Here is a 26043-nt window from a genome sequence, read left to right as displayed (position 1 = left end):
GCAACTGCGTGCCCGGCCCAACCCGATTTGTGGCTACTCAGTCGAGGGAGTGGAAGGGGCGAGCTGGTAGGTGCGAGGGTGCTCGCCTGTCTGCTCGACTGCCCCGTGCTTGGTGAGTGTCACCAGAGAGTTGGCGATGGCGCCGGAGGATCGTTCGATGCTGCGGCTGATGGCGGTGGCGGTGAAGGAGTCGCCGGGGTGGGCGGTGAGGTAGTCGAGCACCTGCTGTCGCAGGGCGCCTGGGGCCAACCGTGTCTTGCTGGTCGGAGTCGGGTCGATGGTCGTCTCGGTGGAGGGAGTCGGCGGCGCGGGGTGCCCCTCCGTATTGGACTCGTTGGTGGTTGTCGTGGTCGGACCGGCGGTAGGGGCGTCTCCGGGCGGCACTGCTTCGGGCGCGAGCGCCACATCCGCTTCCGTAGGGTTGGGCTCGGTGTGTGAGGTGTCGTCGGCCGGGGGCGTGCAGTGCCAGCGGTCGGGTGTGTGGTTGGTTCCGGTGCGTTCGCCGGGTGTGCGGGTCGCGAGGCCTTGGTTCTCGAGGAGTGCGAGGGCCTTGCCTGCGGTGGAGCGGCCGATGCCTGCGGCCAGGGCGAGTTCGGCGGCTGAGGCGTTGGGTGTTTTGCTGAGGGCCGTGTATGCGGCGGCGGGTGCTCCGGTGAGGTCCGGTAGCGGAGCCGATTCGGGCTCGGTGGTCGCGGGGCAGGGAGCCGTGTGAATGTCAGTCATCTTTGGGGCCTCGTTCGTGTGATGGTGGTCGAGTGAGGGCCCCGGCCGGGGTGCGGTCCGTGTTGGGACACGGGTCGCGGGTGGCGGATCGCGTGCGCAGCGCGGATCTGTTCCGCCGGTCCGTCCGTCGGTGCCTACGCGCTGGTTCGGCGTGGGCCGTTGGGCGGACCACCATGGACGCTCCGCTTCGCGATGAAGTCAAGCGGCGGGTTGGCCAGCCTCTTTGTGTGACCGGGTCGGTTGTGGTGCGTTGGGTCATGGGCTGTCCGCGGGCCGATCGGTACGTCGTTCGGCGAGGGCTGTGTGGAGCTGGCGTGCGCGGGCCGGTCCGATGTGCAGCTCGGATCGCAAGCGCCACATGCTGGCCGGTTGACCGGTGGTGGCGTATGCCGTGGCGTCGATCGCGAGTGCCGCCTGCCACAGTCCTGCGTCGGTTCCTGCAGGGGGCGGGTTGCCGGGTGAGGAGCCGGTGGCGGTGGGTCGTGGATCTGGGGCATCCGCGGGCGGTTCGTCGCCGATCGGCTGTCCGTCGATGCCGGATCGGGCGAGCACGGGGGCGATCGTGCGCCGATATGCGGCGATCGTTTCGGTGAGGAGAATGAGCAGGATGGTGGGGACGCCGTGGAGGAGGATGCCGGCCGGATCGGCGTGGATCGGTGGGCCGATCTGTCCGTTCGGCCAGATCGAGTGCCAGGTGTTCATGAGGGTGGCGGCGGTGCCGGTGAACCAGCGCAGTGCTGCTGACCATCGGGGTGGGTTGAGGCCCCAGGCGGCGAGGCGTGCGTCGGCGTAGAGGACCGCGGCGAGGGCGAGGGCGACCATCGGGTCGAGCAGGATGGCGATGGCGGGGTGGATGCCGCGGCTGGTGGCGAACAGGGTGACGTTGACGGCGGTGAAGATGAGGGCGAGGACTGCGACTGAGGCCAGGGCCTTGGTGAGGGCGGTGAGTAGGGCTTGGGCTTCGGCCGGTGTGGGTGTACTCACCGTGGGTTCCGGCTGCTCGCGGGTCGGGTGGCGCCCTGGTAGTCGGTGCGTTCGGTGACGTCGATGGGGCGTTCGCGTACGACGGCTCCGGTGTACGGGGCGTCGATCATGCGGCCGGGTGCGCTGTAGATGCCGACGTGGGTGATGGCGTGGGGGCTGGTGCCGAAGAAGAGGAGGTCGCCTGGGGCGAGTTGCTGGCCCTTGGGGACGCGGGGGCCGGCGTTGTACTGGTCCTGGGCGACGCGGGGGAGGGTGATGCCGGCGGCGCGGTAGGCGGCTCTGGTGAGGCCGGAGCAGTCGAAGCCGCCTTCGGAGGGCCCGTCGCCGCCCCAGACGTAGGGGGTGTTGAGTTGTGCGCGGGCGAAGGTGACGGCTTTCGCGGCAGCTGCGGTGGGGGCAGGGGCGGCGGCTTCGTACTGGGCGGCGATGCGGAGGACGTCGTTGACGTACCAGTCGGCGTGGTTGTAGTGCCAGATGGCGCGGCGGAGGTTGCGGCCGTTCTTCGCGCCGTTGGCGCACAGCAGGCGGGCGGCTGCGTGTACGGCGTCGACGGGGTCCCAAGGAGTGGGTGGTTTCTTGCCTCCCGGAGGTACGGGGTGCGCGTACATCTTGAAAGTGGAGTCGAGGAACTGCATGGGGCCCTTGGCGCCGGCGGAGGAGATCATGGTCGGGTGCCGGCCGTGGTCTGTTTCGACCTTGCCGATGGCAGCGAGGACCGTCCAGGACAGGCCGGGGCATTCGGCGGGTGCGGCCCGCTGGTACAGGACGAGCATCGTGCGCGGGATGTCGGACAGTGCGTGTTTGCTGGGTGACGCGGCGGCGTCGCTGCCGCCGGGCTGCGCGGATCCGAGTACGGCGGCGGCGATCAGTACGGCGAGCAGGGGCAGGGAGAGGACGGCGCATCCGGTGCCGAGTGCTGCCTTGGCGATCGCGCTCACGGTCAGGAGGCGGAGCTCGGGGGACGCGGCGGTACGGGCCGCCAAGGGTATGAGTCGTGACGCCCGGTCGGCGATGACGCGGCTGTCTCGGCGGTGAGGGCCGGGGCCAGATCCGGCCAGTGGCACGCGAGTTGGCCCGGGGTGAGGCGCGGGGCTGCTGGTGGGCCGAGGGGGAGCCAGGCAGGGCCGGTTGGGGCGGCGAGTTGGGCGTTGGCGGTGGCGACGGGGAGCTCGAGGCGGTCGGCGGCTTCGCCGAGCCGGAGGCGCAGGGCTGATTCGCGTCGGGCGGTGGCGGTGTGGATGAGGAGCGGGGTGCGGGTGCCGGTGGTGGCGGAGAGGGCGGCGTAGCCGGGGAGTTTGGCTTCGACGCGGGCGAGGTTGTAGGAGCCGGTGTCGTATTCGAGGAAGAACGGGAGGAGTTGGCCGTCGGGGGTGGTGTGGTGGGCGTAGGCGTCGGGGCGGATCCAGTCGCCCCACAGGCGGGTGGCGGCTCGTTCGGACAGCCAGGTGTCGAGTCCGAGGGCGGTGGTGAGGTGGGTGAGGAGGTTGTTGACGCCGAGGGTGTGGTCGAGGGTGGGGGAGAAGGCGATGCGGGCGCAGTGGTCTTTGCGCCAGCCGGTGGCGGCCAGGTCGGTGCCGGCGCGGGCGGCGAGTAGTTCGGCTCCGGCGCGGCCGATGGTGTAGTGCTCGGGGGCGGAGCCGGTCTGGCGCAGCGGGCGGAACGAGTCGGTGACGCCCATGAAGTACAGCGCGCGCAGGCGGCGGTTGGCGGTGCGGTGGCCGGTGAAGGCGAGTGCGGTGATCTGGTGCGAGGTGAAGACTTTGTGCTCGTGGAGCATGTCGAGGAGCCACAGGTCGCGTGGAGTGAGGCGTGGAGCGAGTTGAGCGAGGTCGGGGCGGCCGCGGGTCGGCTGGGCGGGGCGGCGGCGTCGGGAAGCTGCGCGCGGGACGTAGCCGGGGTTCGGGTGGGCTGAGGGCACAGGCGTCTCCTACGGGGGCTACGGGGGCTACAGGGGCAGGTAGGTGGAGCGGCTCGTGGTGCCGCCGACGCGTGCGGCGGCTTGGTCTCGCAGGTCGGTGGAGCGTCCCGGGACGGCCGGTGGGAGTGGGCGGGTGGTGAGGGTGAAGGACGCGGTCTCCGAGCCCGAACTGAGCAGGTGAGCGGCTGCTTGGAAGGGGCCGAGGTGGGAGAGGTCGTGGGCGCCGAGGGTGGGCAGCGTGTGGCGCTCCAGGGCGTGCGCGTCTTCGGGGGAGGCGTTGAAGAAGACCTTGTTGCGGGCGTTGGCGGAGATGCCCTCGCGCAGGTCGCGGGGGAGTTGGGCGAGATGCTGGTGGGCCAGTTTCATGGACAGGCGGTAGCCGCGGGCCTCGGCGAGCATGTCCTCCAGCGGGTACGGCAGGGTGAGGAAGTTGTGGGCCTCGTCGACGTAGAGGGAGGCGTCGATGCGGTCGCGTTCGGGCGTACGGGCGCGGGCTGCTGCGGACTGCCAGGTCTTGGCGACGATGAAGGAGCCGAGCAGGCGGGTGGTCTCTTCGCCGAGGGCTCCTTTGGGGAGGCGGGCGAGGAGGATGCCGCCGTCGAGTACGTCGGAGAGGTGGAAGGTCGATTCTCCGGAGGCGATGGTCTGCCGGGCGAAGGAGCGCAGCAGGAACGCGCGGAGCTTGTTCATGATCGGGCCGATGACGGCGGCGCGTGACGGCTCGGACAGAGACTCGTACCAGGTCCAGAAGCCTTTGAGGACGGGGTCCTTGATGGTGGGGATCATCCGGAGCCGGTAGGCGGATTCGCCGAGCAGGCGGGGGATGTCGGCGAGGGTGACCAGGCGGTGGGTGAGCTGGGCGTGCCGCAGCAGGGTGAGGCAGGCGGCGCGCATGATGTCGTCGGTTCTCGGGCCCCAGAACGCGGTGAAGATCCGTCGGAAGATGCCGGTGATGTTGTCGACGACGACGTCGATGTCGGAGCCGTCGAGGACGTTGAGGCTGGGCGGGGTGTGCGGGTCGTCGGGGTCGATGACGACGAGGCGGTCGGCGCACGCTGCCGGTAGCCGGTGCAGCAGGTCGGTGACCAGGTCGCCCTTGGGGTCGATGACGACGGCTCCGCGGCCCTGGGCCACGTCGTCGAGGATCAACTGGCCGAAGAGCGTGGACTTGCCGGAGCCGGTGGCGCCGACGACGTGGAGGTGGTGGCGGGCGTCGGGGACGGCGAGACCGACGCTGCGTCGCGTGCCGGTGTCGGCCTGGCCGAGAGGCTTGATGCCCGGGCCGGGATGGGGAATTGCTGGCGGAGGGGCGACCGAGCGGGCGCCGGCTCGAGCAAGGCCAGGGGAGTCGGGGTCAGAGGGGAGGTGGGCGAGTGCGGCGAGTTCAGGGACGCTGAGGAGGTCGCCACGACGGGGGAAGCGGCGTTCCGTGAGCGTGGTGTGGGGTTCGTTCAAGCGGTGCCGGGCCAGCCAGTTGCGGGCCGCGTAGAGGGAGAAGGAGGTCGCGATCGCGTGGGCTCTGCCACGTAGTCGGCTGTCGTCGGCGGGGTCCTTGCCGGGGAGGGCGGTGGCGTAGCGGATGGTGACGTCCCATTGCGGGCCGTTGAGTTTGCCGACGCTCTGGCGGACTTCGGCGCCGTGGGTGGGGTCGGCGGTGGTGGGGTTCGTACGTTGCGGTGAGTGGGCGAGGAGCCGGAACACGGCGGAGATGCGCGGCGCGGTGTGTCCGGCCTTGAGGCGGCGGGCCTGGCGTCTGGCGCGGCGTAGCCGGGAGCCGGTGGCAGGTCGGGCGAGGACCTGCACGAGGGCGTGCTCGGTCTCGGTGATGCCGGTGGCGGCCTGGAGGAGTGCTCGGAGGGGCTCGTCCTTGTGGTCCGTTCGCAGCGGCAGGACTTCGGGTCGCGCCAGGCGGAGCGCACCGGCGGTGCACTTGTACGTGCCTGGGTACGGCGACGCGGTGTCGGAGACGGTGGTGTGGGAGCCGGGCCAGGCGGCTTCGACGGCGTGGCGTACGAGGGTGGTCGGGGTGGAGCCGGGGATCCACAGGCGGACGGTGAGCCCGTCCGTCGCCCAGGCGTACTCGAAGCCGATGTGGGGCTGGCCGTGCAGGAGGCGCTGGTACCAAGGGCGGAGGAGTCCGGACAGCTGGGCCCACAGCACCTCACCACCCTTCGCGGGTACGGACGGCGGGGCGAGGATCGTGACGAGCCGGGCGCCGTCCGCGAGTGCCGTCTGCCGTTGCCGGATGATGGCAGATCGGGCGGTGACCAGCCCGAACGTCGTGAGGGCGAGGCAGGGCGTGAGCCATGGCCAGGATCTGTCGGCGAACTCGGCGACGGCATCCAGCAGTTGGTTGCCCAGCGTGCCGGGGTCGGTGAGGAACGTGCCGAGCGGTCCGCCCGGCGTAGGGGCGCTCATCACCGGGATCGTGGTTCGGTGAGTTCGGGCAGACCGTACGGATCCTTGTCGGGCGTGTGCGTGTGGTCCGTGCCCGCGTGCAGCTCCGCGGGGTCCGTGGTGATGAGGTCGTGTTCCTGGGACGAGGCGACCGGGCTGAAGGAGATCTTCGTACGCCCGGACAGCAGCAGCGCGCACCCGCGCGGCGCCGACAACAGGTGATGACGTTCCCCGCGCGAGAGCCGGAAGGCCGTGGCAATTTGCTCGATGGCCTGCGGAGATTGCCGCATCAGCAGCTGCGTCGCCGCGTTCGAGACGATGGCCCGCCCCAGCTCGCTACCTAGGACGTCGTCGCCGTCCTGGGTGACCACGGCGAGGCCGGCCCAGTACTTACGTGCGGACTTCGACATACGGAACAGGAACCGGGCACCGTGCGGCTCCTGCATCAACCGCCACGCCTCGTCCACCACGACCAGCCGTCGACGTCGGGCCCCGGTGTGGGCGACCTGGCGCCAGATCGCGTCGAGGGCCAGGAGCATGCTCACGGTCTTGAGCTCGTCGGGGATCTCGCGGAGGCAGAACACGACCAGATGTCCGGTCGGTCGGGTCGTGGTCGGGCCGGAGAAGAGCCGGCTGTGGGATCCCTTCACGAACGGGTCGAGACGGATGGCGAGTTCGCCCGCCGCGGACTCGTCCATCGAGCCCAACTCGTCCGCCAGATCCGCGAGCAGTGGTGCCGGCCGTGTCCAGGTGGCCGGATCGCCGGTGATGCCGGCGCGCCGGTAGGTGGCGAGGACGGCGCGGTCGAGAACGGCGCGTTCGGCCGCGGACAGGTCGCTGCCGAGCAGGACGGCGAGAAAGGTGTGCAGGAACAGGGCCCGCCGCGTCAGAGCGTCGTGGTCGGCACCGGAGCCGGGATCGGCCGTCTGGCCGGCCGGCAGATCGAACGGATTGAGGCGAACTTCCGGGTCACCGAGGCGGATCACGGTGCCGCCGACGGACTCGGCCAGCGTGACGTACTCGTCCTCCGGGTCGATCACCATGGCCTCGGCGCCGGTGAACAACTGCCGCAGAAGCTCGAGCTTCGTCAGGTACGACTTGCCGGCCCCCGAGCGGGCCAGCGTCACGGAGTTGTAGTTGTCCTGCGCGAACCGGTCCCACAACAGCATCGACCCGCTGGCCGAGTTGATGCCGTACAGCACGCCGCCGGGCGCGATGGCCGCATCCGCGGGCAGGTCGGGGGAAGCGAACGGGAAGCACGCTGCGAGCGCCTCGGTGTCGAAGGTGCGCCGGACCCGCAAGGTGTCCAGACCGAGCGGCAACGTGGTCAGCCAGCCGGGCAGCGCCCGGTACGTCGCCGGTGCGGTCGACACCAGCAGCGACTCGGCGATCGACTGCACCGAGGCGACCTCCTCGGCCAGGTGCTCCTCGGTCCGCCCGTAGACGGTCAGGTAGAGACCGAGGCGGAACAGCTTTCCTTCGCCACGCGCGAGGCGGTACGCCAACTCCGCGGCGTCCGCAGCCGCAGCTTCGGTGTCCGGGTCATCCAGGCGGCCGTGGTGCAGGCCGCTGCGGCGGGATGACTCGAGCCGGGCCCGCTGCCGCTTCAACTGCTGCGCGGCCGCGGCGTTCGAGACCGGCTCGATGTGCAGGGCGACATCGAGGCGGCCGGCGTACGTGAGCAGGGGGTCGAGCCATCCCGGGACGACCTCGGCCGGATACCCGGTGACGATCAAGGTCGCGGCGAGCTGATTGCCGACGGCCAGGGTTCGGGCCTGTACTTCCAGGCCGTCGGGACCGAGCCGGGCGAGCTCGTTGCGCGCGTCCAGCGACGTCTGCGCCAGCGAGTCCCGGCGCCTGAGTTTCAACACGGGGCACCCGCCAGGGTGGTCGTGGACTCGGGGTCGATGGACGTGCGCAGCGCCGCAGCTGTGTCCTGTACGCCGAGGGGCGAGACCGTGATCTCGGCGGCTTCGAGTGTCCGGGCTGCTTCGTTGAGTCGGTGGCCGGCGCGTGCGGCGCCTGCCGCGGCGGGTTCGCGGGCGACGATCAGGACGTGGCGGGTGAGCAGGTCGCGTTCGGTGGCAAGGGAGTTGAGGAAGTCCGCGTGGGCGCGTGCTGCGCGTTCAAGGGCGGGGTGGGGGAGTGCCGGAGCGGTGGCGGATAGTTCGCTGACCAGGGCAGACGTGTCCAGGCGGTGGGCGCGTACCAGGATTTGGGTGGGGCCGGTGAGGGAGTTCAACCAGCGTGCGTAGGCCTCGGTGAGGGCCTGTTGCTCGCCACCGGTCCGCAGATGGAAATTGACGGTGCTGCACACTGCGAGCGCCGCGTGCCCGTCGCGGGCCAGATCGAGGGTCGCCGTATCGGTGACCGCCTTGACGGGGAGATCCAAGGCAGCCGGCGTCCGTGACCGGGGCGTGGACCAGTGCGGGGGTGTGACCGTCGGCAGGCGGTCGACGCCTTCGGGGGCGGGTACGTGGCGCTTGGGCGCGCGGTGGAAGCGGACTCCGGCGAGCAGCAGTTGATCCATGCCGATGCCGTCCCGGCGGCCCACGGCGACCACGGTCACGACCAGGGCGATCGGAGTGACCAGCGCGAGGTACGCGACCGGTGCCATGAGAGGCCGCGTCGCCCAGAATCCGCCGTACAGGACGAGAACGGTGACGGCGAGGATCGCGGTCTGCCGCGCGGTGAGAGGGCCGAGGATGCGGTCCTCGCGGGCGACATCCGAGGGGATCTTCGCGGGGATGACGGCGTCGTCCTCTGCGGGATCGGTCATGGCGTGCGCCTCCGTGGGGTGCGCGGCGGGCGGGGTGTTTCGAGGGGGAGCCTGAGTTGCGCAGGACGCGCGACCGGACGGATGCGGGTACGTGCCGGGCCAGTGGGGGGTGGTGCGAAGCGTTCGGTGTGCTCGACGGGTATCCGGGCCGGCGGTTGGGGAGTTCGGCCTGGCGGGGGTGACTCGGGCGGCCGCCGGGTGCGGGCAGGGTCTGCCGAGCCGTTCCGGGGCGCTGGTGAGGTGGGCGTGGGGCGCGCGGGTGCGGGAACCGGGGGCGCCGGGTGATCGCCGAGTACGTGTCCGCGGGACGCCGGGGCCGATCTCGCCGGCGGGGTCCAGTGGCTAGACCGTCCACTGGAAGACGCGGACGCCGACGGAGGTGGCATCGTCGACGTCGTGCTGCTCGGCGACGGCGTCGATGCGCGAGGCGTGGGCGAGCCGGCAGCCGACGAGGCCGGAGACCCGGAAGGACCAGGGACGCTCGGCGTGCCCCCGGCCGGCGAGGCGTGACCGTGACTGCCCGCCGCGGGACCGCGGCCTCCGGTGCCGCCGCCTGATGGGCCAGGCCGACCGGGACCACCGCCTGCCGGCCCTGCAGGCCGGGGCCCGCGACCCGGCGGTGCGCCGCCGCCTCCCCTTCGGCCGGGGCTCGAGCCTGTCGAAGGCCGAGTCCCACGGCGACCCCGCGCGCCCCCACCGGGCAGGTAGGGCCCGATCATCTGGTACATCGCCAGATGCCGCAGCATCCGCACCGGGGCCGGAGCATGCGGCTGCTGGATCGGCGTCCCGCGCAGCACGACCTGCAGCGTCCAGCCCGGAATCTTGAACAACACCCAGAACAGGGCGAGTCCAGCAAGCAGCGTCCCCAACTCGTCTGACTTCGGGACCCCGAGCGCCGTCGCCCCCGGAGCGAAGAACAGCTTCAACGCGAGTACGAACGTCATCGACTGCGCGACCTGAATGACCAGACACCCGGCAAGCCCTCGCCACCACAAGCGCGCCAGCGGATCCGTCACCGGATGCGCATGACACGCCAGCACGAGCGGCCCCGCCACCGCGAGCAGCGCCATCAGAGCCACCCGCACGATGAACCCGACCAGCACAGCAATGATCAGTACGAGCTCGACCACCGCCAGGAGCAGCAAGTAGATCGCCACCCCGGCCGAGCCGAACAACGCGAAAGGCAGAGCCCGCTCGACCAACCCCTGCCCCGCATCCGACAGATCCGTGCCCATGACCGCGTGAGCAAGCGCATTGGCGAGGCTGATCGCCTTGCCCATGACGGTCAGCGACGTCGTCGCGGCGACGATGCCCACAATGAGCCGCGGGCCGATCTCCTTGAGGGCGTAGCGAGTCTGGACCGTCTCATAGCCCATGACCGTGAAACCGCCGCCCGTCACGAACAGCACGTACATACCGATCGCGATGGCCATCGAGCCGGTCCACAGGCGTTTGATGTCGGCATGCCGAGTGACGTCCGGCGTCGCCAGAAGCGTGTCGGCAAGCAATTCCCGGAACGGCTTCATCGCCTGCTCGATGAGCGTGCCCAGGAACGAGGTGATCGCGTCGACGATCATCCCGGGAATGTCGAGCAGGTTCCCGAAGAACCCTCCGGCATCCGGATCGGGAGGGGTGGCCGGGGGAGTCGGACCGGGCGTCGGCTCCGCTTCGTCCGGGGACTCCGGAGGGCTGCTCGGCCGCGGTCCGGGCGACGGCGTGGTCCCCGGGGTGGGCTCTGGCCGCGCGGACCCGGACCCGGAGTCGGGTTCGGCAGGAGGCACTCCCGGTGCCGGTTCCGGGTCGGGCTCGGGGGCCGGTGCGGCGGGGACACCGGTCGGCAGGTGCTCAGGTACGGAGTGAGCCGACGCGGCGAAACCGATGGCAAGTAGAGCCGTGACCAGCAGGAACAAAGACACCTGAACGACGCGAGTGGCCGGCGGGCACACCGTCAGGCCCCCACAATCGACTTGAGAACGGTGACCAGCGCCGGCGCCAAGATCGCCAGCCCGTACCCGATCGCCGCGGCCTTCAACGCCCGCTTGGCTGCCTCCACTTCCCCCGGATCACCACCGGCCATCAGATAGCGCAGACCACCGAACGTGAGGAACAACGTCGCGAGCCCAGCCAGGATGCCCACGATCCAGTTCCGCAGATTCGTGATCACCTGTGGGATCGTGGCCGCAGCCCAGGACACCGACGCATCCGACCACGTCACCCCCACCGCCAGTGCCAGAACGAACAGGGCACGTCGCACGCACGGCCCGCGCCCGCGGGGCACAGCACCGGCACCTTCCGCCTGACGACGCGACGGCGAATCGGACACGGCGAACACCTCCGTCAGGACCACGACCACTGACCCGGGAAAGAACAGAGCGCCGGCGCGCATTCGCCGACGCCTCCCACGCCCCTGGGCTCCGGCAGCCCACGGCGGTGCACCACCTCCTTCTGAGGGAGGAGCACGTGGCCCGAGGGAGCGGATTCCGAGTGTCAGCACGAAGCGCCGTACCGAAACCCAGGGACGATGGGCGACGCGAGAGCAACCATCAAGCGCCCACCAGGCGCTGCGCTCTCACGCCTCTAAGGAGAAACCCGACGACACGTCGTGCCAGAGACGCCGCCCGCTACAGCTCGTCGGCCAGGAGAGCCGCGGACAGACGCTGCTCGGCCGCCGAACGATTCCGGAACACCGACCGGACACTCGTACCGACCTGCTGCGCACACGACTTGGCACTCTCACCGTCCAACCGCGTCACGGCAATGAGCTCCGCCTCCAGCGCAGTGATGACACCCGCCTGCACAGCCCGATCCAGCACGTCGTACACCTCCGACGACGAACTCCTCGTGACCGGCATCTCGTTGGCGCAGTCCTCGAGCGACGCCGTCGTACGCATACGACGATCGCGCTGCACCGCGTAGAGGACACGGTGGGCGGCACGATCCCCAGCCCGGACCAACTGCAGCCCGACCTCCTGCGGAGCCCCGTCCTCGCTGACGGCCTCGAACTGATCCATCACGGCGGCCAGCACCTCCTGCTCCAGTTCACTGGACTCCAGCTCCGCGAGACGCGGCAGCCGGGCGAGCGAGCGGCGCAGCATCGGCAGCGTCAGCGCCACACCGACCGTGCCCCACGGCTCACCGTGCAGACGACGCCGACGGATCACCTCGTCCCACACGCGCGCCCGCGCCGCCTCCGGCGTGGACGGGTGCGCCATGCGGGCACGGACGAGATCCACCGGCATCGCGCCGGACGGTGCACTCGGAGCGAGAAGAACCGCGGGGAGGCAGACCGGCCGGGGCCCGCCGGCCAGCGCCAACAACGCAGAATCAAGCTGATTGAACGGAGAAGCAGAAGCAGAAACGGACGACGAGAACGACGACGTGCACGTCATGCGGCGCATGCGATGGCTCCTTGCCGGAGTGGCGAACTGGACGCCGCCATCACTCCAGGCACCCCTGCCACCACCTGGCGGTCGCCTGACCTCCCCTCAGCCACGGCGCCGCCACGGACCTGCCGCCGGTCACAGCTCGCCGGCGGATCCATTGCTGACCAGGCACTATGCCCGTGGGTTCCAGACGTGGAAGTTTCTGAAGAAATTTGGGTGCGCCGGCAAGTAGCACGTCAACTTGGCGGTCATGGCCGCTGGATGGGTGTCCGATGACGGATGGATCGACGACGAGGGCATTCTCGAAGCGAGCCAGTCAGAAGGGCGCTTGACGCCGCGGTGCGGCGTGAAGGTGGCACTGTCGGCTGACGTACGGACCGTGACGTCTCGATCACGCCAAAGATGCCAAATCCGTGCCCGAACTCGCTGATGATCATAAGGTGTTGAGGGTGCGGTGTCAGAGGCATCGTGGGCTGTCGGGACAGGGGAGGGGCCGCCGTGGAGCCGGTGTTCGTGGATCGGTCGGAGAGCCTGGCAATGATCGGCGGTGTGCGTGACCGGCTGTCGCAAGGAGTGGGGAGTCTGCTGGTCGTCGAGGGCGACTCGGGCTTTGGGAAGTCCACGTTGATGCGCAGGTTTGCCGCCACCGAGTCCGGCGGGACGTGCCGGATCGTCCTGTCGAGATGTATGCCGACGATCGGTACGGGCTCGCGGTATGCGCCTGTGTGGGATGCGCTCACGCAGTTGTCGAAATCGCCGGTCGAACCGCCTCGGAGGTCGAGGCTGGCGCGGATGTTGCGGGAAGGCACGGCGGCTGCCGCCCCCGAGCTTCTGTCGGTGGCCGTACCCGGTCTGGGTGCGGCGTTCACCGCGACGCGTGCGGCGGCAGCGGCCACGGTGGCCACCGGGTCGATCCCGGGGGACAGCCTGCTGCATGCTGACGGTCTGGCGACTCGGCAGTTGGTGGATGTCGTGGTGCAGCAGGCGCGCGATGGCAAGCCCCTGTTGCTGATGATCGATGACATTCAGCTGTCCGACCACGGGACGCTGGAGCTGCTGCACCTTCTGCTTCCCCGGCTCCGGGATGAGCCGTTGGCGCTGGTGCTGGGACTCGGCTCGTACGGGCGGTCGGCGAGTGGGGGTCAGGCGGTGCATGAGCTGCTTGCGGAGTGGGAACGTGACTACGGCACCGATTCGGTGTTGCGGCATCAGGTGCCGGCGCTTCCCGCATGGGCCGTACGACAGTTGGTGACCGAACGGCTCCGGGGCAAGGCGGTGCCGGAGCGATTCCCGGATCACGTCTTCGATGCGACCGCCGGGCACCCGGTGTTCGTGGACCAAGTCTTGAACTTGTGGCACCCGGGGTACGGAGCGGACGTCCCTCTTCCCGAGAAGCTCCCGGCGGCCATCGAGGACCGTTTCGGGCGCCTGGATCCCCACGATCGGGAGCTGCTGGTGGTCGGAGCGACCATGGGTGAGTTCTTCTGCTCGCACACCGTCGCGGAGGTCACCGGGATGCCGCAGCTCCAGGTTCAGGACCGCCTTCATGCCATCCAGAGGGACCACGGCCTGGTGACCGAGCGACGCCGCTCGGAGCTGCCGCGTTGGACCAGAAACCTGCACATCGACTGGTACGACTTCGAGCACCGTCTCCTCCAGCGCACCATCCGACGCGTCCAACAGCGCGAGGGAGCACGCCTGTTGAGGCACGCCGGCATCGCCGACGCGCTGGGCAGGCTGCCCAGGGCAGCAGGCAGTGAACTCCCCCGAGAGCTGCGCGTACTCATCGCCGATCAGCTCCGTCAGGCCGGCCCGGCGCGTGCGGCGGAGTGCGCCGTCGCCCACTTGGACCTCGCGCGCACGGCCGCTGTGGAGGAGCTCGCTTTCCTGCAGGCCGAGCAGCATTGCCGTACCGCCATCGACGCGGTGCGCCTGCTCCCCGAAGGCACAGAGGATCACGACCGCAGACTGGTCGAGGCCGTGGAGCTCCTGCTGAGCCTGACCGAGGTCCGCTGGCAAGGCGGCCATACGGATCATGCCCGACCCGAGATCGACACACTGGCCGCCGAAGCCGAACAGGCCGCACGCCGGCTGGGAGACCGCCTGCTCATCGCCAGGACCACGCTGCTGCGCGGCAAGACACTGCTGGCCGTGGACGGTCTGGCACCATCACTGGCCAAGCTTGAGGAAGCCGTACAGCGTGCCCGCGAATGCGGCGACGAAGGCATCACTGCGCTGTACGTGGCCATGGTCGAGTACGGGCGACAGCTGCCCAAGCGCGACCTGAAGGCAGGTCTGGCCGTCCTCGTTGACGCGGAGCGCCTGTACGGATCGGCACCTCAGCTCAGCGAGACCGGGAACCCGGTCCTGCAGCATGCCCGGAACCTGAATGAGATGCAGATCGGGGTCAACCTCTTCGACGCCGGCCGCTTCGACGAAGCCCGCGTCCGGCTCGAGCGGTGCGTCGCCCGTCTCGACGGGGAGACTCCGCAGGTCGAGCTCCCCATAGCGCTGAACTATCTCGCCCAGCTCCATGTTGCGATGGGCGCGGAGGACAAGGCTCGGGAGGCACTCTCACGGGCCCTGCAGTTCGAGGAGAGCCGGGGTGGTGCCAGTGGATGGCACGCGTACAACTCCGCGCTGCTGGCACTCATCACCTCCCGCGATCGGACACGTGCCCGGGAAGCGGTCGCACTGGCCGAAGAGGCCTGGCAGGAAACCACCTGCACCTGGCTGGTGAACCTCGTCCCCATCGTCCGCAACCTGTATGTCGAGGTCCTCCTGGAGACCGGCCACGACCCGGACCTCGCCGCTCGACTGGCCCGAGACTCCCTGGTAGAGACCGAGCGAACCGGTATGGACCGCAGCAGGATCGCCGCGTACTGCCTCCGCAGCCGGCTCCGGTCGCACGCGGGCGACATTGACGACGCGGCCGCAGACGCACGTATGGCCCTGAGCGTCCTCGAAGAGCGCGGTGACATGCCGGCCCTGCGCACCGAGGAAGTCCTCCACGACGCCGCCCGTGCACTGCACGCGGCAGGTGCACCGCACGAAGCGCAGACACTCTGGGACCGGGCGAGGACAGAGATCCACCGCAAAGCCGACAGCATGGCAGCGCCCGACGACCGAGCAAGGTTCCTGAACGGTGTCCCGCTCAACCGCACACTGCTCACGCACGACGTTCCGCCCGGTCACGGCGGTGCCGGTACAGTCCCCGGACAGCGCGAGTCCCGGCCGAGGGCCTAGTCAGGAGAGGGGAGCGAGCCGATGTTCACCATCACCAAGGAGTTCCACTTCTCGGCAAGTCATGTCCTGGACACACTCCCGGGCTGGCACCCCTGCGCACGCCTGCACGGCCACAACTACGTCGTCGTGCTCGAGCTCACCGCGGAAGACAACGCCCGGACGGACACCGGCTTCGTACGGGACTACCGGGAGCTCGATGAGTTCAAGAAGTGGATGGACGACACCCTCGACCACCGGCACTTGAATGAATCGATGGGGGGGGGTGCCCTCCCTCCGCTGAGAACCTCGCAAAATGGATCTTCGACCTCTGGACGGCGGACATCCCCGAACTCAGCGCGGTAAGCATCTCCGAGACCCCCAAGACCTGGGCGACGTACCGGCCGTGACCCTGGCCGAGCGGCCGGAACACTACGGGGGCAAAGCGGCAGTGCTGCGGCCTACCCGCGTGGCCAGTTACCGAGCACCAGGACCCGATGATCCCCCCCCGGTCGGCAGGCCCACACCTCGTCACAGGTAGAGAAGTCAGCAGACATCGCGGACCATTTGATCCTTCTGACCGCGGCTGGCCGATCCCATCCGGCGCCGGCCGATGGCTGGAGCACTCCGGCTGCCCGCCCGGGCGATCCAGCCGCGCCGGGACCGGCAGCGTGTCGTAAACCACCGTTCCACGGGGCGCTACCTCGGCTCCGCAGGGGAATTGACCGGCATCAACTACAGGTTGACCGAGCTTTTTCCCTCCTGGCACGCCAAGATCAAAGAGGATTGCAGCCTGCACGGACTCACGCAAAGCCACCGAGAGGGCGGACGTTGGGCTGTCCGAGGGACTCTGCGTGCGTGCCGCGAGTGCCGGGGGGACGGAGACGGAAGGCCGCTGACTAGTTTTTGCGCCACTTTATTCCGTCCTTAGGGAGTGGTCGGCGTGCGCGCACCTCTCAGATCGTTGCGGCTGCGTCCTTCGCCCTCGCGAAGCGTGGTGGTGCGGCGGTCGCGGTCGCCGATCGCGGTAGCTGCTGCGGTGTGCACGGCAGTGCTGGTGCAGGTAGGCATGGCCGACGGCGTTGGGGCGGCAGCGCCGCTCCAGGCACCGAGTGTTCCGCAGGCAGCGCCCACCGGGCCGGCGCAGGCAGAGAATGAGAAATCCGCTCTGCTGACCGCACGTCTGCAGGACCGCCGGATCGAGGTCCTGGATTCCCGCAGCGAAACTTCAACGTCCTGGGCCTACCCCGATGGTTCGCTGAAGATCGAACAAGCGGCGGGTCCGGTACGGGTCAAGCAGGGCGACAGCTGGACGGCGGTGGACCTCGATCTGCAGCGTCGCGCGGACGGAGGCGTCGAACCGGGCGCGCACCCTCGTGGACTGGTGCTGGCCGGTACCGCATCGGACCGCAAGCAAGGCCGGCTCGCCACGCTGCTCGACGAGAGGCGCAAGGTCGAGCTGACGTGGCCCGGTGCGCTCCCGGTCCCCGATCTGCAGGGTGCTCGCGCCACTTACCGGGAAGTGAAGCCCGGCGTCGACTTGGTCGTGGAGGCGACACGCACCGGGGTGGAGGATTACCTCGTCGTGCGCAACCGCAAGGCCGCACGCGACCTGGACGCCGTCCGGATGACCGTGGCCACCGAAGGCCTGAAGGTCCAGGAGCAGGACGACGGAACGCACCTGCTGACCGGCAAGGGCGGGACACTCGGCCTCATCGGAGCCGCGACGGGCTGGGACGCCGACATCGACGAGAAGTCGAAGGAGCCCACCGACCGAGCCGAGCTCGACGTCTCCTCAACGGTGTCCGCCGACGGCAGTGATGTTGCCGTCACCTATGCCCTCGACGACACGTACATCAACGACGCGGACACCACGTTCCCCGTCACCGTGGATCCGGGCATCAGCCTGCGTCCGTCTCTGGACACCTTCGTCGAGCAGGGCTACACCCATGATCAGGCCGGTGCAACCGAGCTGAAGATCGGCAACAACGGATCCAATCAGGTCGCCCGCTCCTTCCTTGCCTTCCCCACCGCGAGCTTGCGCGGCCGCAACATCCTTGAAGCCGAACTACGCCTGTTCAACCACCACTCGTGGACGTGTGAACCAGCCGAGTGGGAGGTGTGGGACACCGGTGCACCGACCCATGCGACGCGATGGGGAGCACAGCCGAAGTTCAACAAGAAGATCGCCACGTCAACGGTTACGAAGGGCGGCGAAGCACGCTGTCCCGGCGGCTGGACGGGCGTGAAGATCACTGACCTGGTGTCCGGATGGGCGTCCAAAGGCCCGGCCACTGCCGGTATCGGACTGCGAGCGAGCAACGAGAGTGACCCGAAGGGCTGGAAGAGGTTCAACTCTGCCGAGGGCAAGCACCCGCCCACGTTGGCCGTCACACTGACCCCCGGGCTGCAGGCGCCCACTCAGCTACAGGCAAGTCCCGGTCGCAACACCATCGGGCGCCGATGGGTAGCCAGTCTGACCCCGGAACTCTCAGGAACCGTGACCAGCGGCAACGGCGCCAAACTGGACAAGGTCGCCTTCGAACTCGCCGACCGCAACGACAAGATCCTGCTCACGCAGGAACAGGACGGTGTGCCCTCAGGCCACGAGGCCCGATTCAAGGTGCCTGCGGACAAGTTGAAAGACGGCGGAACCTACTCCTTCCGCATGCGTGCCCGCGATGGCCACGGTTGGTCGGCGTGGTCACCTCGGTACACCTTCCATGCGTACACCAACCCGCCGCCGGCCCCGAAGGTGTCCTCTGCGAACTTCCCCAAGAACGCGTGGGGCGGCAAGCTCGATGAGCACGGGCGCTACGCCGGGAAGGTGTCTGTCACTTCCGATACCTACGCCGTCTCCTACCGCGTAGATGACGGTGCGTGGCAGGAAAAGGCGGTCGCGCCCAATGAGACGGCCGCCCTCGCGCTGGCGGTGCCCGGCGGCAAACACACTCTCCAGGTTCGTGGCATCGGCCGCGCCGGCCTGCCCTCGACGACCGTCAGATACCCGTTCTACGCCGGGCCCGGTGCAGCGCTGCTCACCCCGGGAGCCGGGGAACGCACAGCCAGGCGCGTAGCGCTGCATGCCCTGGGCAGGACGGAGCACACCAAGGTCGAGTACCAGTACCGCCTGTCTTCCGCCGGAGCGTGGACGACGATCCCGGTAGAGCATGTGCGCACCACCGGCGGAGGCAGGGTCTCGTGGCCCGTCGACGCACCGAAGGGGCAACCCCAGCCGCTGGTGTGGAACGTCGCGGACACCCTTAGCGACGACACCCCCGTCCAGGTGCGCGCACATTTCACCGGAGGACGGGCCACGTACAGTGACCCTCACCGCATTCTGCTGGACCGAGAAGCGGGTACTGCCCCGCAGCCTGAGCTGGGTCCCGGCACAGTCAATCTCCTGACCGGTGCCTTTTCCCACACCGCCACAGATGCCTCAGCGTGGGGGATCGACGTCCAGCGCACTGCTGTGTCGCGCCGCCATGTGACTCCGGCTCAGATGGGGTTGGCTCCCATCCACGGGCCTGGCTGGGCACCCAGCTTCACGGTCGAGGACACCGATGCAGCGTTCGTATCAGTACGCAAGACCTCCGGCTCTTCACTGCACGTCACCTACGCCGACGGCCACGGCATCGGCTTCAGCCGCACCGGCAGCGGTTGGCAGCCCGAAGTCGGCTCGGAAGACCTGACGCTGACAGGCAGTGAGTCCGCCGGCTTCACCCTCACTGACACCGCCGGCATCAAGACCACCTTCAAGAAGCCGTCACCCAAAGTCGCTGCATGGCTGGTCGTCAGCACCGAACTTCCGATGAAGAACTCAACGACGCACACCGTCTACGAGACCGTCACGTCGGGCAAGCACATCCTCGCCCGGCCCTCCCGGATCGTCGCCCCCACCTCCGCGGTCTCAGCTGCTACCTGCGCCAAGACACCTTCAACACGGGGCTGCCGGGTGCTTGATTACACCTATGCCACCCACACCACCGCCACGCACACGCCCGGCGACATCGGCGACGTCAAAGGACAGGTCAAGCGGATCAACCTGTGGTCAACCGACGCAGGGGCCGCCAAGGCCACCTCCACGCCGGTCGCCACCTTCGCCTATGGCATCAGCGGACGCCTGTACGAAGCGTGGGACCCGCGCCTCGACAAGCCGCTCAAGACGATCTATCGCTACGACCGCGCTCAGCGCATCACGCAGATCATCCCACCCGCGGAAGAGCCGTACTCGTTCGCCTACGGGCGCGTCGGTGACGCATCCACCAGTGGTGACGGCATGCTCCTGTCCGTCTCGCGCGCCACTCTCAAACCCGGTTCGGTCAGCGAAACCAATGGGACCGCGGCCGCTTCGCTGGTCTACAACGTGCCGCTGACCGGCGCGAAAGCCCCTTATGCCATGGGCGCTCAGGACGTGGCGACTTGGGGGCAGAGCGACGCTCCCACCGACGCCGCAGCCGTCTTCCCACCTGATGTGCAACCGTCCTCGCACGACGGCAGCGAGTTGACCCGCGGCGAGTACAGCCGCGCTGTACTCGCCTACATCAACGCCTCGGGCCGGCAGACGAATTCCGCTAACTCCACCAACAACATCACCACCAACGAATACGACCGCTACGGCAACGTCGTACGGTCCCTGACCGCCGCCAATCGCCTGCTCGCCCTCGCCGCCACCCAAGAGGACAAGGACACCCTCCTCGAGCACGGCCTGGACCCGGAGACCACCACCAGTGCCGAGCGGGCACACAAGCTGTCCACACAGTCCAATTACAGCGCTGACGGACTGCGAGAGAACGAGACGCGCGGCCCGCAACACCTGATCAAACTGCCCAGCGCCTTTCGCTCGGCCGGCCAGGATGTCATCGATGCCGGCGCGCTCATCACCGCCCGGGACTTGACCCGCCGCTCCTTCGACCAGGGACGCCCCGCCTCCGCGACTCTCGTCAAAGACCTGCCGACTACACAGACCAGCGGCGTAGAGCCCGCCGGATACCCCGGTGAACTCGCCGAGCCTGAGACAACCACCACCACCTACGACTGGTCCACGGGACTGATCACCAAGACCGTCGACGACCCCGCAGGTCTGGCGCTCACCCACACCACCGCCTACAACGGCAACGGCCTGCCGATCGAGTCGACGATGCCGAAATCCGGCGGCGCGGACGCCGGTACGGTCTTGACCGAGTACTACACGGCCACAGGCAGCGGCACCTGCGCGAACCGTCCCGAGTGGGCCGACCTGCCATGCCGCACCCGCCACGCCGCAGCTGCCGACGCAGGCACCAACCGCCAACTGCCCGACGTCACCAGCCAATACGACCGCTACGGCAACACCGTCAAGGCGACTGAGACCGCCAACGGAGCCACTCGGACCACCACCAACAGCTACGACCCAGCCGAGCGATTGCGCACCAGCGCCCTTACCTCGTCCGTGGGCACTGCCATCGGGACACGCACCTACGCTTATGACCCGTCGACCGGACGCGCAACGTCGGCCACCGCCGACGGCAAGGAGCTGCGGACCGCCTACGACCGGCTCGGCCGCATCGCCTCATACACCGACGCCAGCGGCGCGACCACCACGACGAGCTATGACGCTCTGGATCGCCCCACCAAGGTAAGCGACACCTCGCCGTCCACGACTACCTACGCCTACGACGCAGCCCAAGAACCTCGCGGCCTCGCCACCTCTGCCACCACGGACAACTTCGGCACCATCAAGGGCCGCTACGACGCCGACGGCGACCTCATCCAGCAGACCCTGCCCGGCAACATCACCGCCCGCGACGAGTTCGACCCGGCGGGCTACACCACAACGCGCCGGTACCAGCGCAGCGACGGCGAGCCGATCACCGCCGAGGACACGCTGCCTGGCCCGCACAGCCAACGGGCTGAGAACACCTCGAGCACCGATGGCGTGCGTGAGTGGTCGTACGACCGCGTCGGCCGGCTCACCCGCAGCGACCACACCCCGTTCACCGCGTCCTGTACGCGCCAAAGCTTCAGCTTCGACGGCAACGGCAATCGCCTGACCAAGGGCACCGCGGACGGCGACAGCGACGCGTGCACCGACGCCTCCACCAAGATCGAACGGCACACTTACGACAGTGCCGACCGTCTCACCGACGCCGGCTACAACTACGACGCGTTCGGAAACACCACGACCCAACCGGATGGCATCACCAACAGTTACTTCGCCGACAACTTCATCCGCAGCCAGCAAACGAATACTCAGCGCACCACCTGGGAGTCAGATCCCTCCAGTCGCCGCGTCCAAGCAACCAGCCAGACCAAACAGACCAACGGCACCTGGGGTGGGGACAGCACCCAGATCTTTCACTTCTCCACGGCTGACGACAGCCCCACCTGGAGCACCGACAAAGCCACTGGCACCAAGACCCGGTACATCGCCGGCCTCGACGGCAGCTTCATCGCCACTCAGCAAGGCAGCACACATGAGCTCAATCTGCCGGACTTGCACGGCGACACGACCGTCGTTCTGGACAGGAACAACACCGCTCACGTCCGCACCTTCGATGATTTCGGACTGCCCGGAACGGACCAGAAACCCGTCGCCTATGGCTGGCTCGGCGCCAACCGACGATCCGCCGAGACTCCCACCGGCGACATCCTGATGGGAGCACGCCTTTACGCCCCCAGCATCGGCCGCTTTCTGCAGACCGACCCCATCCCTAGCGGGTCGGCAAACGCGTATGACTACGCCAACCAGGACCCCGTCAACACCACCGATCTCAGTGGAACCTGCTTCTGGGACGCGTGCATCGGCGAAATCACCATCGGTATTGCCTTGGCAGGAGCCCTGGCAGGCGCAGCCGCCTACGAACAACAGCATCCCATCCACCTCAACCTCCACTTCGGGGGTGACGGTGGCTCATCCCACCACCACTCCACCCACGGGAGTGTCCTCGGCCTTGGTGCGACGCATGGCCTCGCTTCCGCCATCAAGCATCAGGCCGCACACGTCAAAGCCCAGATTGCCCACAACTCTGCTGCCCATCACACCGCATCGCACCACGTCGCACTTCGAGGAGAAAAGAAAGCCAAAGTCTGGACCCATCAAGGTCGAGCGGATGGAAAGGTGGGGCACCGCTCGGGCAAGAAGGGAAGCAAGCAGCGCAGCAGTCAGAAGCATCAAGGCGGAGACAGACACGGCGGAGGGAAAAAGCGCGGACATAACGGATGGAAGCAGAACCCGAACAAGAAGCACCGTTGAGGACGGCCAAGTATGTCTCCCGAGAACGACCGTGACCCGGTGCTCCTGGAAGCACTGCGCATCAGCAACGAAGAAGACGATTTTGAACGAGCCGACGGAATGTTCCGTCAAGCCGTCGAAGACGGTGTGGCTCGCAGCCGCTGGGCGCACGGCACCTTCCTCGCCTCATGGGGTCGCCTGGACGAGGCCGAGGCGGTCCTGCGCATCGCAACGGCCAACGGTGAAATGGGTGCGGAGATGGCGCTCGCAGGAGTGCTGAGCGACAAGGGCGACATCGACGAAGCCGGCGCCATCCTGCTCCCGAAGGCACAGGCCGGACATGCGGACTACGCCCTCCAACTCGCCGACACACTGGCCGAGGACGACGACCGCAGAGACGAAGCCGAATTCTGGTACCGCAGTGCTCTTCGCGGAGGCGATGAGCACGCGCCGAACAACTACGCGGTGTTCCTCCTCGCCGCGGAACGAACAGCAGAGGCCGACTCCTACTTTCAGCAGGCTGTCGACCAGGGCGACATCAAAGCTCTGAGCAACTATGCCGAGAGCCTTCTGGGGCGCGGTGTGACAGCGCGTGCCGTAGAGATGCTGAAGCGAGCAGCCGAAGAGGGAGAGGGGCGCGCGCTACTCGTCTTGGCTGAGCATGCACACTCAATCGGAGACCAGCGGCAAGCTGAAGAGAATTACCGCACAGCGGTTGATCGCGCTGTGCCGGGCGCTCTCGTCGACTACGCGACATTCCTCGCCCACACAGACGGCCGACAACAGGATGCGGCAGCCGTGTTCGAGCGGGCGATTTCCGAGCGAGACCTATCTGCTCACTGGGAGTACGCCCTCTTTCTGGATGAGGCCGGACGCCTGGAAGAAGCAGCCGGACACTACCAGCGCGCTCTCGAAGACGGCGTCTGGAAAGCGCACCTCAACCTCGCCCTCGTCCACGCAGCACTCGGGAAGCCCGAAGCGGCGCGGGATCAGTTCAACGAAGCGATCTCCATCGGAGATGAGACCGCACCACCTGTTTATGCTCAATTCCTGTCCGACACCGACGGAACGGCAGCGGAACTGCGTGCGGTACTCGAGGCGGCGCAGAATATGGGACTGCCTGCAGACGAACTGGCTGAAATCGCAGCACTTGTCAGCAGGTGACGCCGCGAAGGACGCCTTCTCGGGAGCAACTGCAGCTGCTGCGGCATCCGAGCCGCCGCCGCTTGGTGAGGAGCCGAACCCTTCGATGAGCAGACAGCCGGGCGGGTACCCAAACAACTCGGATGACCCGACGTTGCGGACGTTTGTGCTGTGCGTCCTGAACCAGGTGCCGTACGTCCACGACAGCTCGGTCGGTCTTCTCTCAAACGGCGGTGTGATATCAGGGGCTTCAATCGTCTCGTCGGTCAGCAGCCTTCGCCGATGCAGTCCTTCTGGAAGACCTCTTCGCCGTCCACGGTGCCGGTCACGGTCGCGCCGGAGATCTTGGCGCCGTCACCGCTGACGACTTTGGCGTCGGTGGTGAGGGTGGCGGTCATTTTCGCGGGCTTTCCGTCGGTCGTGGTGCCCGTGCAGCGGACGTCGAGTTTCTTGTCGGTCTCGTCGTGGGTCGAGCACTTCAACTTGCCCTTTAGCTCATGGCCCGATTCGCGGAACGCGACGGCCCCGGCCTGCGCGGCACCGGTACGGGCGACGGCGCCGGCGACGAGATCTTCCGCGCCGCAGGCCGCCACGGCAGGCAGCAGTGCGGCGCACAACGCAGCGGAGGCGAGGACTGCGGAGCGGGGGCGCATGGGTGCGGGCATGGTGCTCTCCATACTGACGATCGGGGTCACTGGGCGTAGAGGAACTGCTGTCCGTCATTGGTGGCTGCCTTGACGGTGACGGTTCCGCTGAGTCCCTCGGCTTTGAGCGTGAGCCGCGTCCCGTCGAGGGCTGCGTCGGCGTCGTCCAGGTCGAGGGGAACGGCGAAGTAGCCCTTGTCGTCCTCGTCGATCTCCCCGACGGTCGCCCCATCGACGCGGACGGTGCCGGTCTTCGACTTGAAGGTGGCACGGGCTTTCGGGGTGATGCTGATGGGGAGCTCTTCGGTGGTGTAGAAGCCCTTGCCGCCCACGCTGCCGGACACTGATTCCACGGGCAGCATGAGGACGGACTTGCTCTTGTCCTGCACATCGGCCACGAACGGCTCGATCAGCGGGCCCAGTTCCTTGTTCGAAGCCTGGACGCCCTGCTCGATGCCGCGAGTGACATCCGCCGGCGCGGACTGCGAGCCGGCGGGCTTGACTCCCTTGAGGAGCGCGGCCAGGGGAGTGGTGGGCTCCGTGGTCAGGGACTCCTTGACGTCGAGCCCTTTCGCATCGGCGTTCAGCAGAGCCACGGTGCCGATCGCGTACGGCTCGATCCCTTTCGATGCGACCTTCATCGGCTTCAGCGTCTTGGCGAGGTAGGCACGGACCTGGGCCGGGTCGCCCGGCCGGTCGACCGCGGCCATGGCGATGGCGGACTGCTCGAAGTACTTCGCTGTGCCCTCGAGCAGATCGGTGGCCTCCTGGCCCTCCGCGTCCTCGGGGTAGTTCTTGGTCCACTTCGTGTTCCAGTAGGCCGCCTCGGCCAGGAAGGCGTCACGTTCCTTCGGTTGTTGCAGTGCTGAGAGGAGGCTGTTGTAGACCATGGCGCGGGCGATGCGCGGCTCCGGTTTGAGGGGGTACAGCTCGGTGCGGTCCCCGGCCGATTTTTCGAGTTTCTGCAGCGAAGTCCAGGGGGACTTGGGGGCGTTCTGGACGTAGGGGTGGAACTGCTCGTGGCTGGCCAGGCCGAACGAGTACGCGGGCTCGCGTGCCGTGAGCCCGGTGGGGTCCGCCTTCTGCCCGGCCCCGAGGTCCTTGGCCGGGCGGATGATCAGTGCCGGCTTGCCCTGCCAGGTGACGACATCGAACGAGTCAGGGCTCGGTATGTCGATCTTGTTCTGCTTCAGGTCCTGGGCGGATACCGGCTTCATGCCCTTCGCGTCGAGGGCGTAGGTGGTGGAGCCGTCGCTGAGCAGCACCTGATGGTCGGAGAAGTCCACGCCGGGCCAGATCCGCCCGGTGTGCGGCCACACCTTCGCCACGTCCTGCTGCACGGAGTCGGTCAGCTCCTTGACCGACGCCAACCGCGAGGGTGTCGGTGCGAGGTCCGTCGCCTCACTCGTCGTGCAGCCGGACAGCGCCAACGCGCACAGCCCCGCCAGGCCGGGCAGCGAGCCGTACCGGACTATTCGCTGCGGCCAGGGGCGAGGGGAGGCGGACATCCGCACTCATCTCCTCCATACGGGGGCACGGACGCCTTCCAGCCTGTGCCGGTCACCTGACCGATGCTCACTGGTGGCCTCCACCTGAGTGACAACATGCGGGAAACCCAACTGTGCTTGCCCTACCTC

The 26043-nt window shown here is 68.3% G+C and carries 15 protein-coding genes and 1 pseudogene; 4 read left to right on the top strand and 12 right to left on the bottom strand.

The window, feature by feature from the left end; translation table 11 throughout:
• Positions 1-33: 33 nt before the first annotated feature.
• The 10 genes from DY218_RS02510 to DY218_RS02465 all read right to left on the bottom strand — a co-directional run bounded on the left by DY218_RS02510 (position 34) and on the right by DY218_RS02465 (position 12199).
• Positions 34-723 (bottom strand): helix-turn-helix domain-containing protein, encoded by a 690-nt coding sequence (locus DY218_RS02510; protein ID WP_128554210.1) that lies wholly within the window; start codon positions 721-723, stop codon positions 34-36.
• 255 nt (positions 724-978) lie between these two features.
• Complete coding sequence (locus tag DY218_RS02505) at positions 979-1707, bottom strand: hypothetical protein (protein WP_128554209.1); 729 nt, start codon at positions 1705-1707, stop codon at positions 979-981.
• Positions 1704-2690 (bottom strand): C40 family peptidase, encoded by a 987-nt coding sequence (locus DY218_RS02500; RefSeq protein ID WP_233521317.1) that lies wholly within the window; start codon positions 2688-2690, stop codon positions 1704-1706. Before DY218_RS02500 ends, DY218_RS02505 begins: the two co-directional genes overlap by 4 nt.
• Positions 2648-3625, bottom strand: a complete 978-nt coding sequence (locus DY218_RS02495; RefSeq protein ID WP_233521316.1) for a replication-relaxation family protein — start codon at positions 3623-3625, stop codon at positions 2648-2650. Before DY218_RS02495 ends, DY218_RS02500 begins: the two co-directional genes overlap by 43 nt.
• A gap of 27 nt (positions 3626-3652) precedes the next feature.
• Positions 3653-6043, bottom strand: a complete 2391-nt coding sequence (locus DY218_RS02490) for a type IV secretory system conjugative DNA transfer family protein (protein ID WP_128554208.1) — start codon at positions 6041-6043, stop codon at positions 3653-3655.
• Positions 6043-7893, bottom strand: coding sequence for a VirB4 family type IV secretion system protein (locus tag DY218_RS02485; protein ID WP_407703539.1), 1851 nt, complete (start codon positions 7891-7893; stop codon positions 6043-6045). The genes DY218_RS02490 and DY218_RS02485 overlap by 1 nt, the downstream gene beginning before the upstream one ends.
• Positions 7887-8801 carry a PrgI family protein gene (locus tag DY218_RS02480; RefSeq protein ID WP_128554206.1) on the bottom strand — a complete coding sequence of 305 codons (915 nt, stop codon included), beginning with the start codon at positions 8799-8801 and terminating at the stop codon, positions 7887-7889. The genes DY218_RS02485 and DY218_RS02480 overlap by 7 nt, the downstream gene beginning before the upstream one ends.
• Positions 8798-10378, bottom strand: coding sequence for a hypothetical protein (locus DY218_RS02475; protein ID WP_128554205.1), 1581 nt, complete (start codon positions 10376-10378; stop codon positions 8798-8800). Before DY218_RS02475 ends, DY218_RS02480 begins: the two co-directional genes overlap by 4 nt.
• A 371-nt stretch (positions 10379-10749) precedes the next feature.
• The gene (locus tag DY218_RS35775) at positions 10750-11034 is read right to left on the bottom strand and encodes a hypothetical protein (RefSeq protein ID WP_456341165.1); all 285 of its coding nucleotides are present in this window, start codon (positions 11032-11034) and stop codon (positions 10750-10752) included.
• 388 nt (positions 11035-11422) lie between these two features.
• Positions 11423-12199, bottom strand: a complete 777-nt coding sequence (locus DY218_RS02465) for a hypothetical protein (protein WP_128554204.1) — start codon at positions 12197-12199, stop codon at positions 11423-11425.
• Positions 12200-12682: 483 nt separating this feature from the next.
• Between DY218_RS02465 and DY218_RS02460 the strand changes: the two genes are divergently transcribed.
• The 4 genes and pseudogenes from DY218_RS02460 to DY218_RS02445 all read left to right on the top strand — a co-directional run bounded on the left by DY218_RS02460 (position 12683) and on the right by DY218_RS02445 (position 23783).
• The gene (locus DY218_RS02460; protein ID WP_128554203.1) at positions 12683-15430 is read left to right on the top strand and encodes an AAA family ATPase; all 2748 of its coding nucleotides are present in this window, start codon (positions 12683-12685) and stop codon (positions 15428-15430) included.
• Between the two features lie 21 nt (positions 15431-15451).
• Positions 15452-15816, top strand: a pseudogene (locus DY218_RS02455) (6-pyruvoyl trahydropterin synthase family protein).
• Positions 15817-16349: 533 nt separating this feature from the next.
• Positions 16350-22640 carry a DNRLRE domain-containing protein gene (locus DY218_RS02450; protein ID WP_128554202.1) on the top strand — a complete coding sequence of 2097 codons (6291 nt, stop codon included), beginning with the start codon at positions 16350-16352 and terminating at the stop codon, positions 22638-22640.
• A gap of 12 nt (positions 22641-22652) precedes the next feature.
• Complete coding sequence (locus tag DY218_RS02445; RefSeq protein ID WP_128554201.1) at positions 22653-23783, top strand: tetratricopeptide repeat protein; 1131 nt, start codon at positions 22653-22655, stop codon at positions 23781-23783.
• A gap of 245 nt (positions 23784-24028) precedes the next feature.
• Here the strand turns inward: DY218_RS02445 and DY218_RS02440 are convergent, their stop codons facing one another.
• Both DY218_RS02440 and DY218_RS02435 read right to left on the bottom strand, forming a co-directional pair.
• The gene (locus DY218_RS02440; protein ID WP_128554200.1) at positions 24029-24427 is read right to left on the bottom strand and encodes a hypothetical protein; all 399 of its coding nucleotides are present in this window, start codon (positions 24425-24427) and stop codon (positions 24029-24031) included.
• Between the two features lie 26 nt (positions 24428-24453).
• Positions 24454-25914: a hypothetical protein gene (locus DY218_RS02435; RefSeq protein ID WP_128554199.1), complete on the bottom strand. Its 1461-nt coding sequence runs from the start codon at positions 25912-25914 to the stop codon at positions 24454-24456.
• Positions 25915-26043: the final 129 nt, after the last annotated feature.

The organism is Streptomyces triticagri (genome assembly GCF_003429565.1).
GTDB classification, from domain to species: Bacteria; Actinomycetota; Actinomycetes; order Streptomycetales; family Streptomycetaceae; genus Streptomyces; species Streptomyces triticagri.
The sequence above is the reverse complement of the archived record's forward strand: the minus strand, read 5'-3'. Positions and strand labels throughout refer to the sequence as shown.

Coding starts and splice junctions, on each gene's coding strand:
- DY218_RS02510 (WP_128554210.1), bottom strand. CDS start 723: ATGACTGACATTCACACGGCTCCCTGCCCCGCGACCACCGAGCCCGAA.
- DY218_RS02490 (WP_128554208.1), bottom strand. CDS start 6,043: ATGAGCGCCCCTACGCCGGGCGGACCGCTCGGCACGTTCCTCACCGAC.
- DY218_RS02480 (WP_128554206.1), bottom strand. CDS start 8,801: ATGACCGATCCCGCAGAGGACGACGCCGTCATCCCCGCGAAGATCCCC.
- DY218_RS02475 (WP_128554205.1), bottom strand. CDS start 10,378: ATGATCGTCGACGCGATCACCTCGTTCCTGGGCACGCTCATCGAGCAG.
- DY218_RS02465 (WP_128554204.1), bottom strand. CDS start 12,199: ATGCGCCGCATGACGTGCACGTCGTCGTTCTCGTCGTCCGTTTCTGCT.
- DY218_RS02445 (WP_128554201.1), top strand. CDS start 22,653: ATGTCTCCCGAGAACGACCGTGACCCGGTGCTCCTGGAAGCACTGCGC.
- DY218_RS02440 (WP_128554200.1), bottom strand. CDS start 24,427: ATGCCCGCACCCATGCGCCCCCGCTCCGCAGTCCTCGCCTCCGCTGCG.
- DY218_RS02435 (WP_128554199.1), bottom strand. CDS start 25,914: ATGTCCGCCTCCCCTCGCCCCTGGCCGCAGCGAATAGTCCGGTACGGC.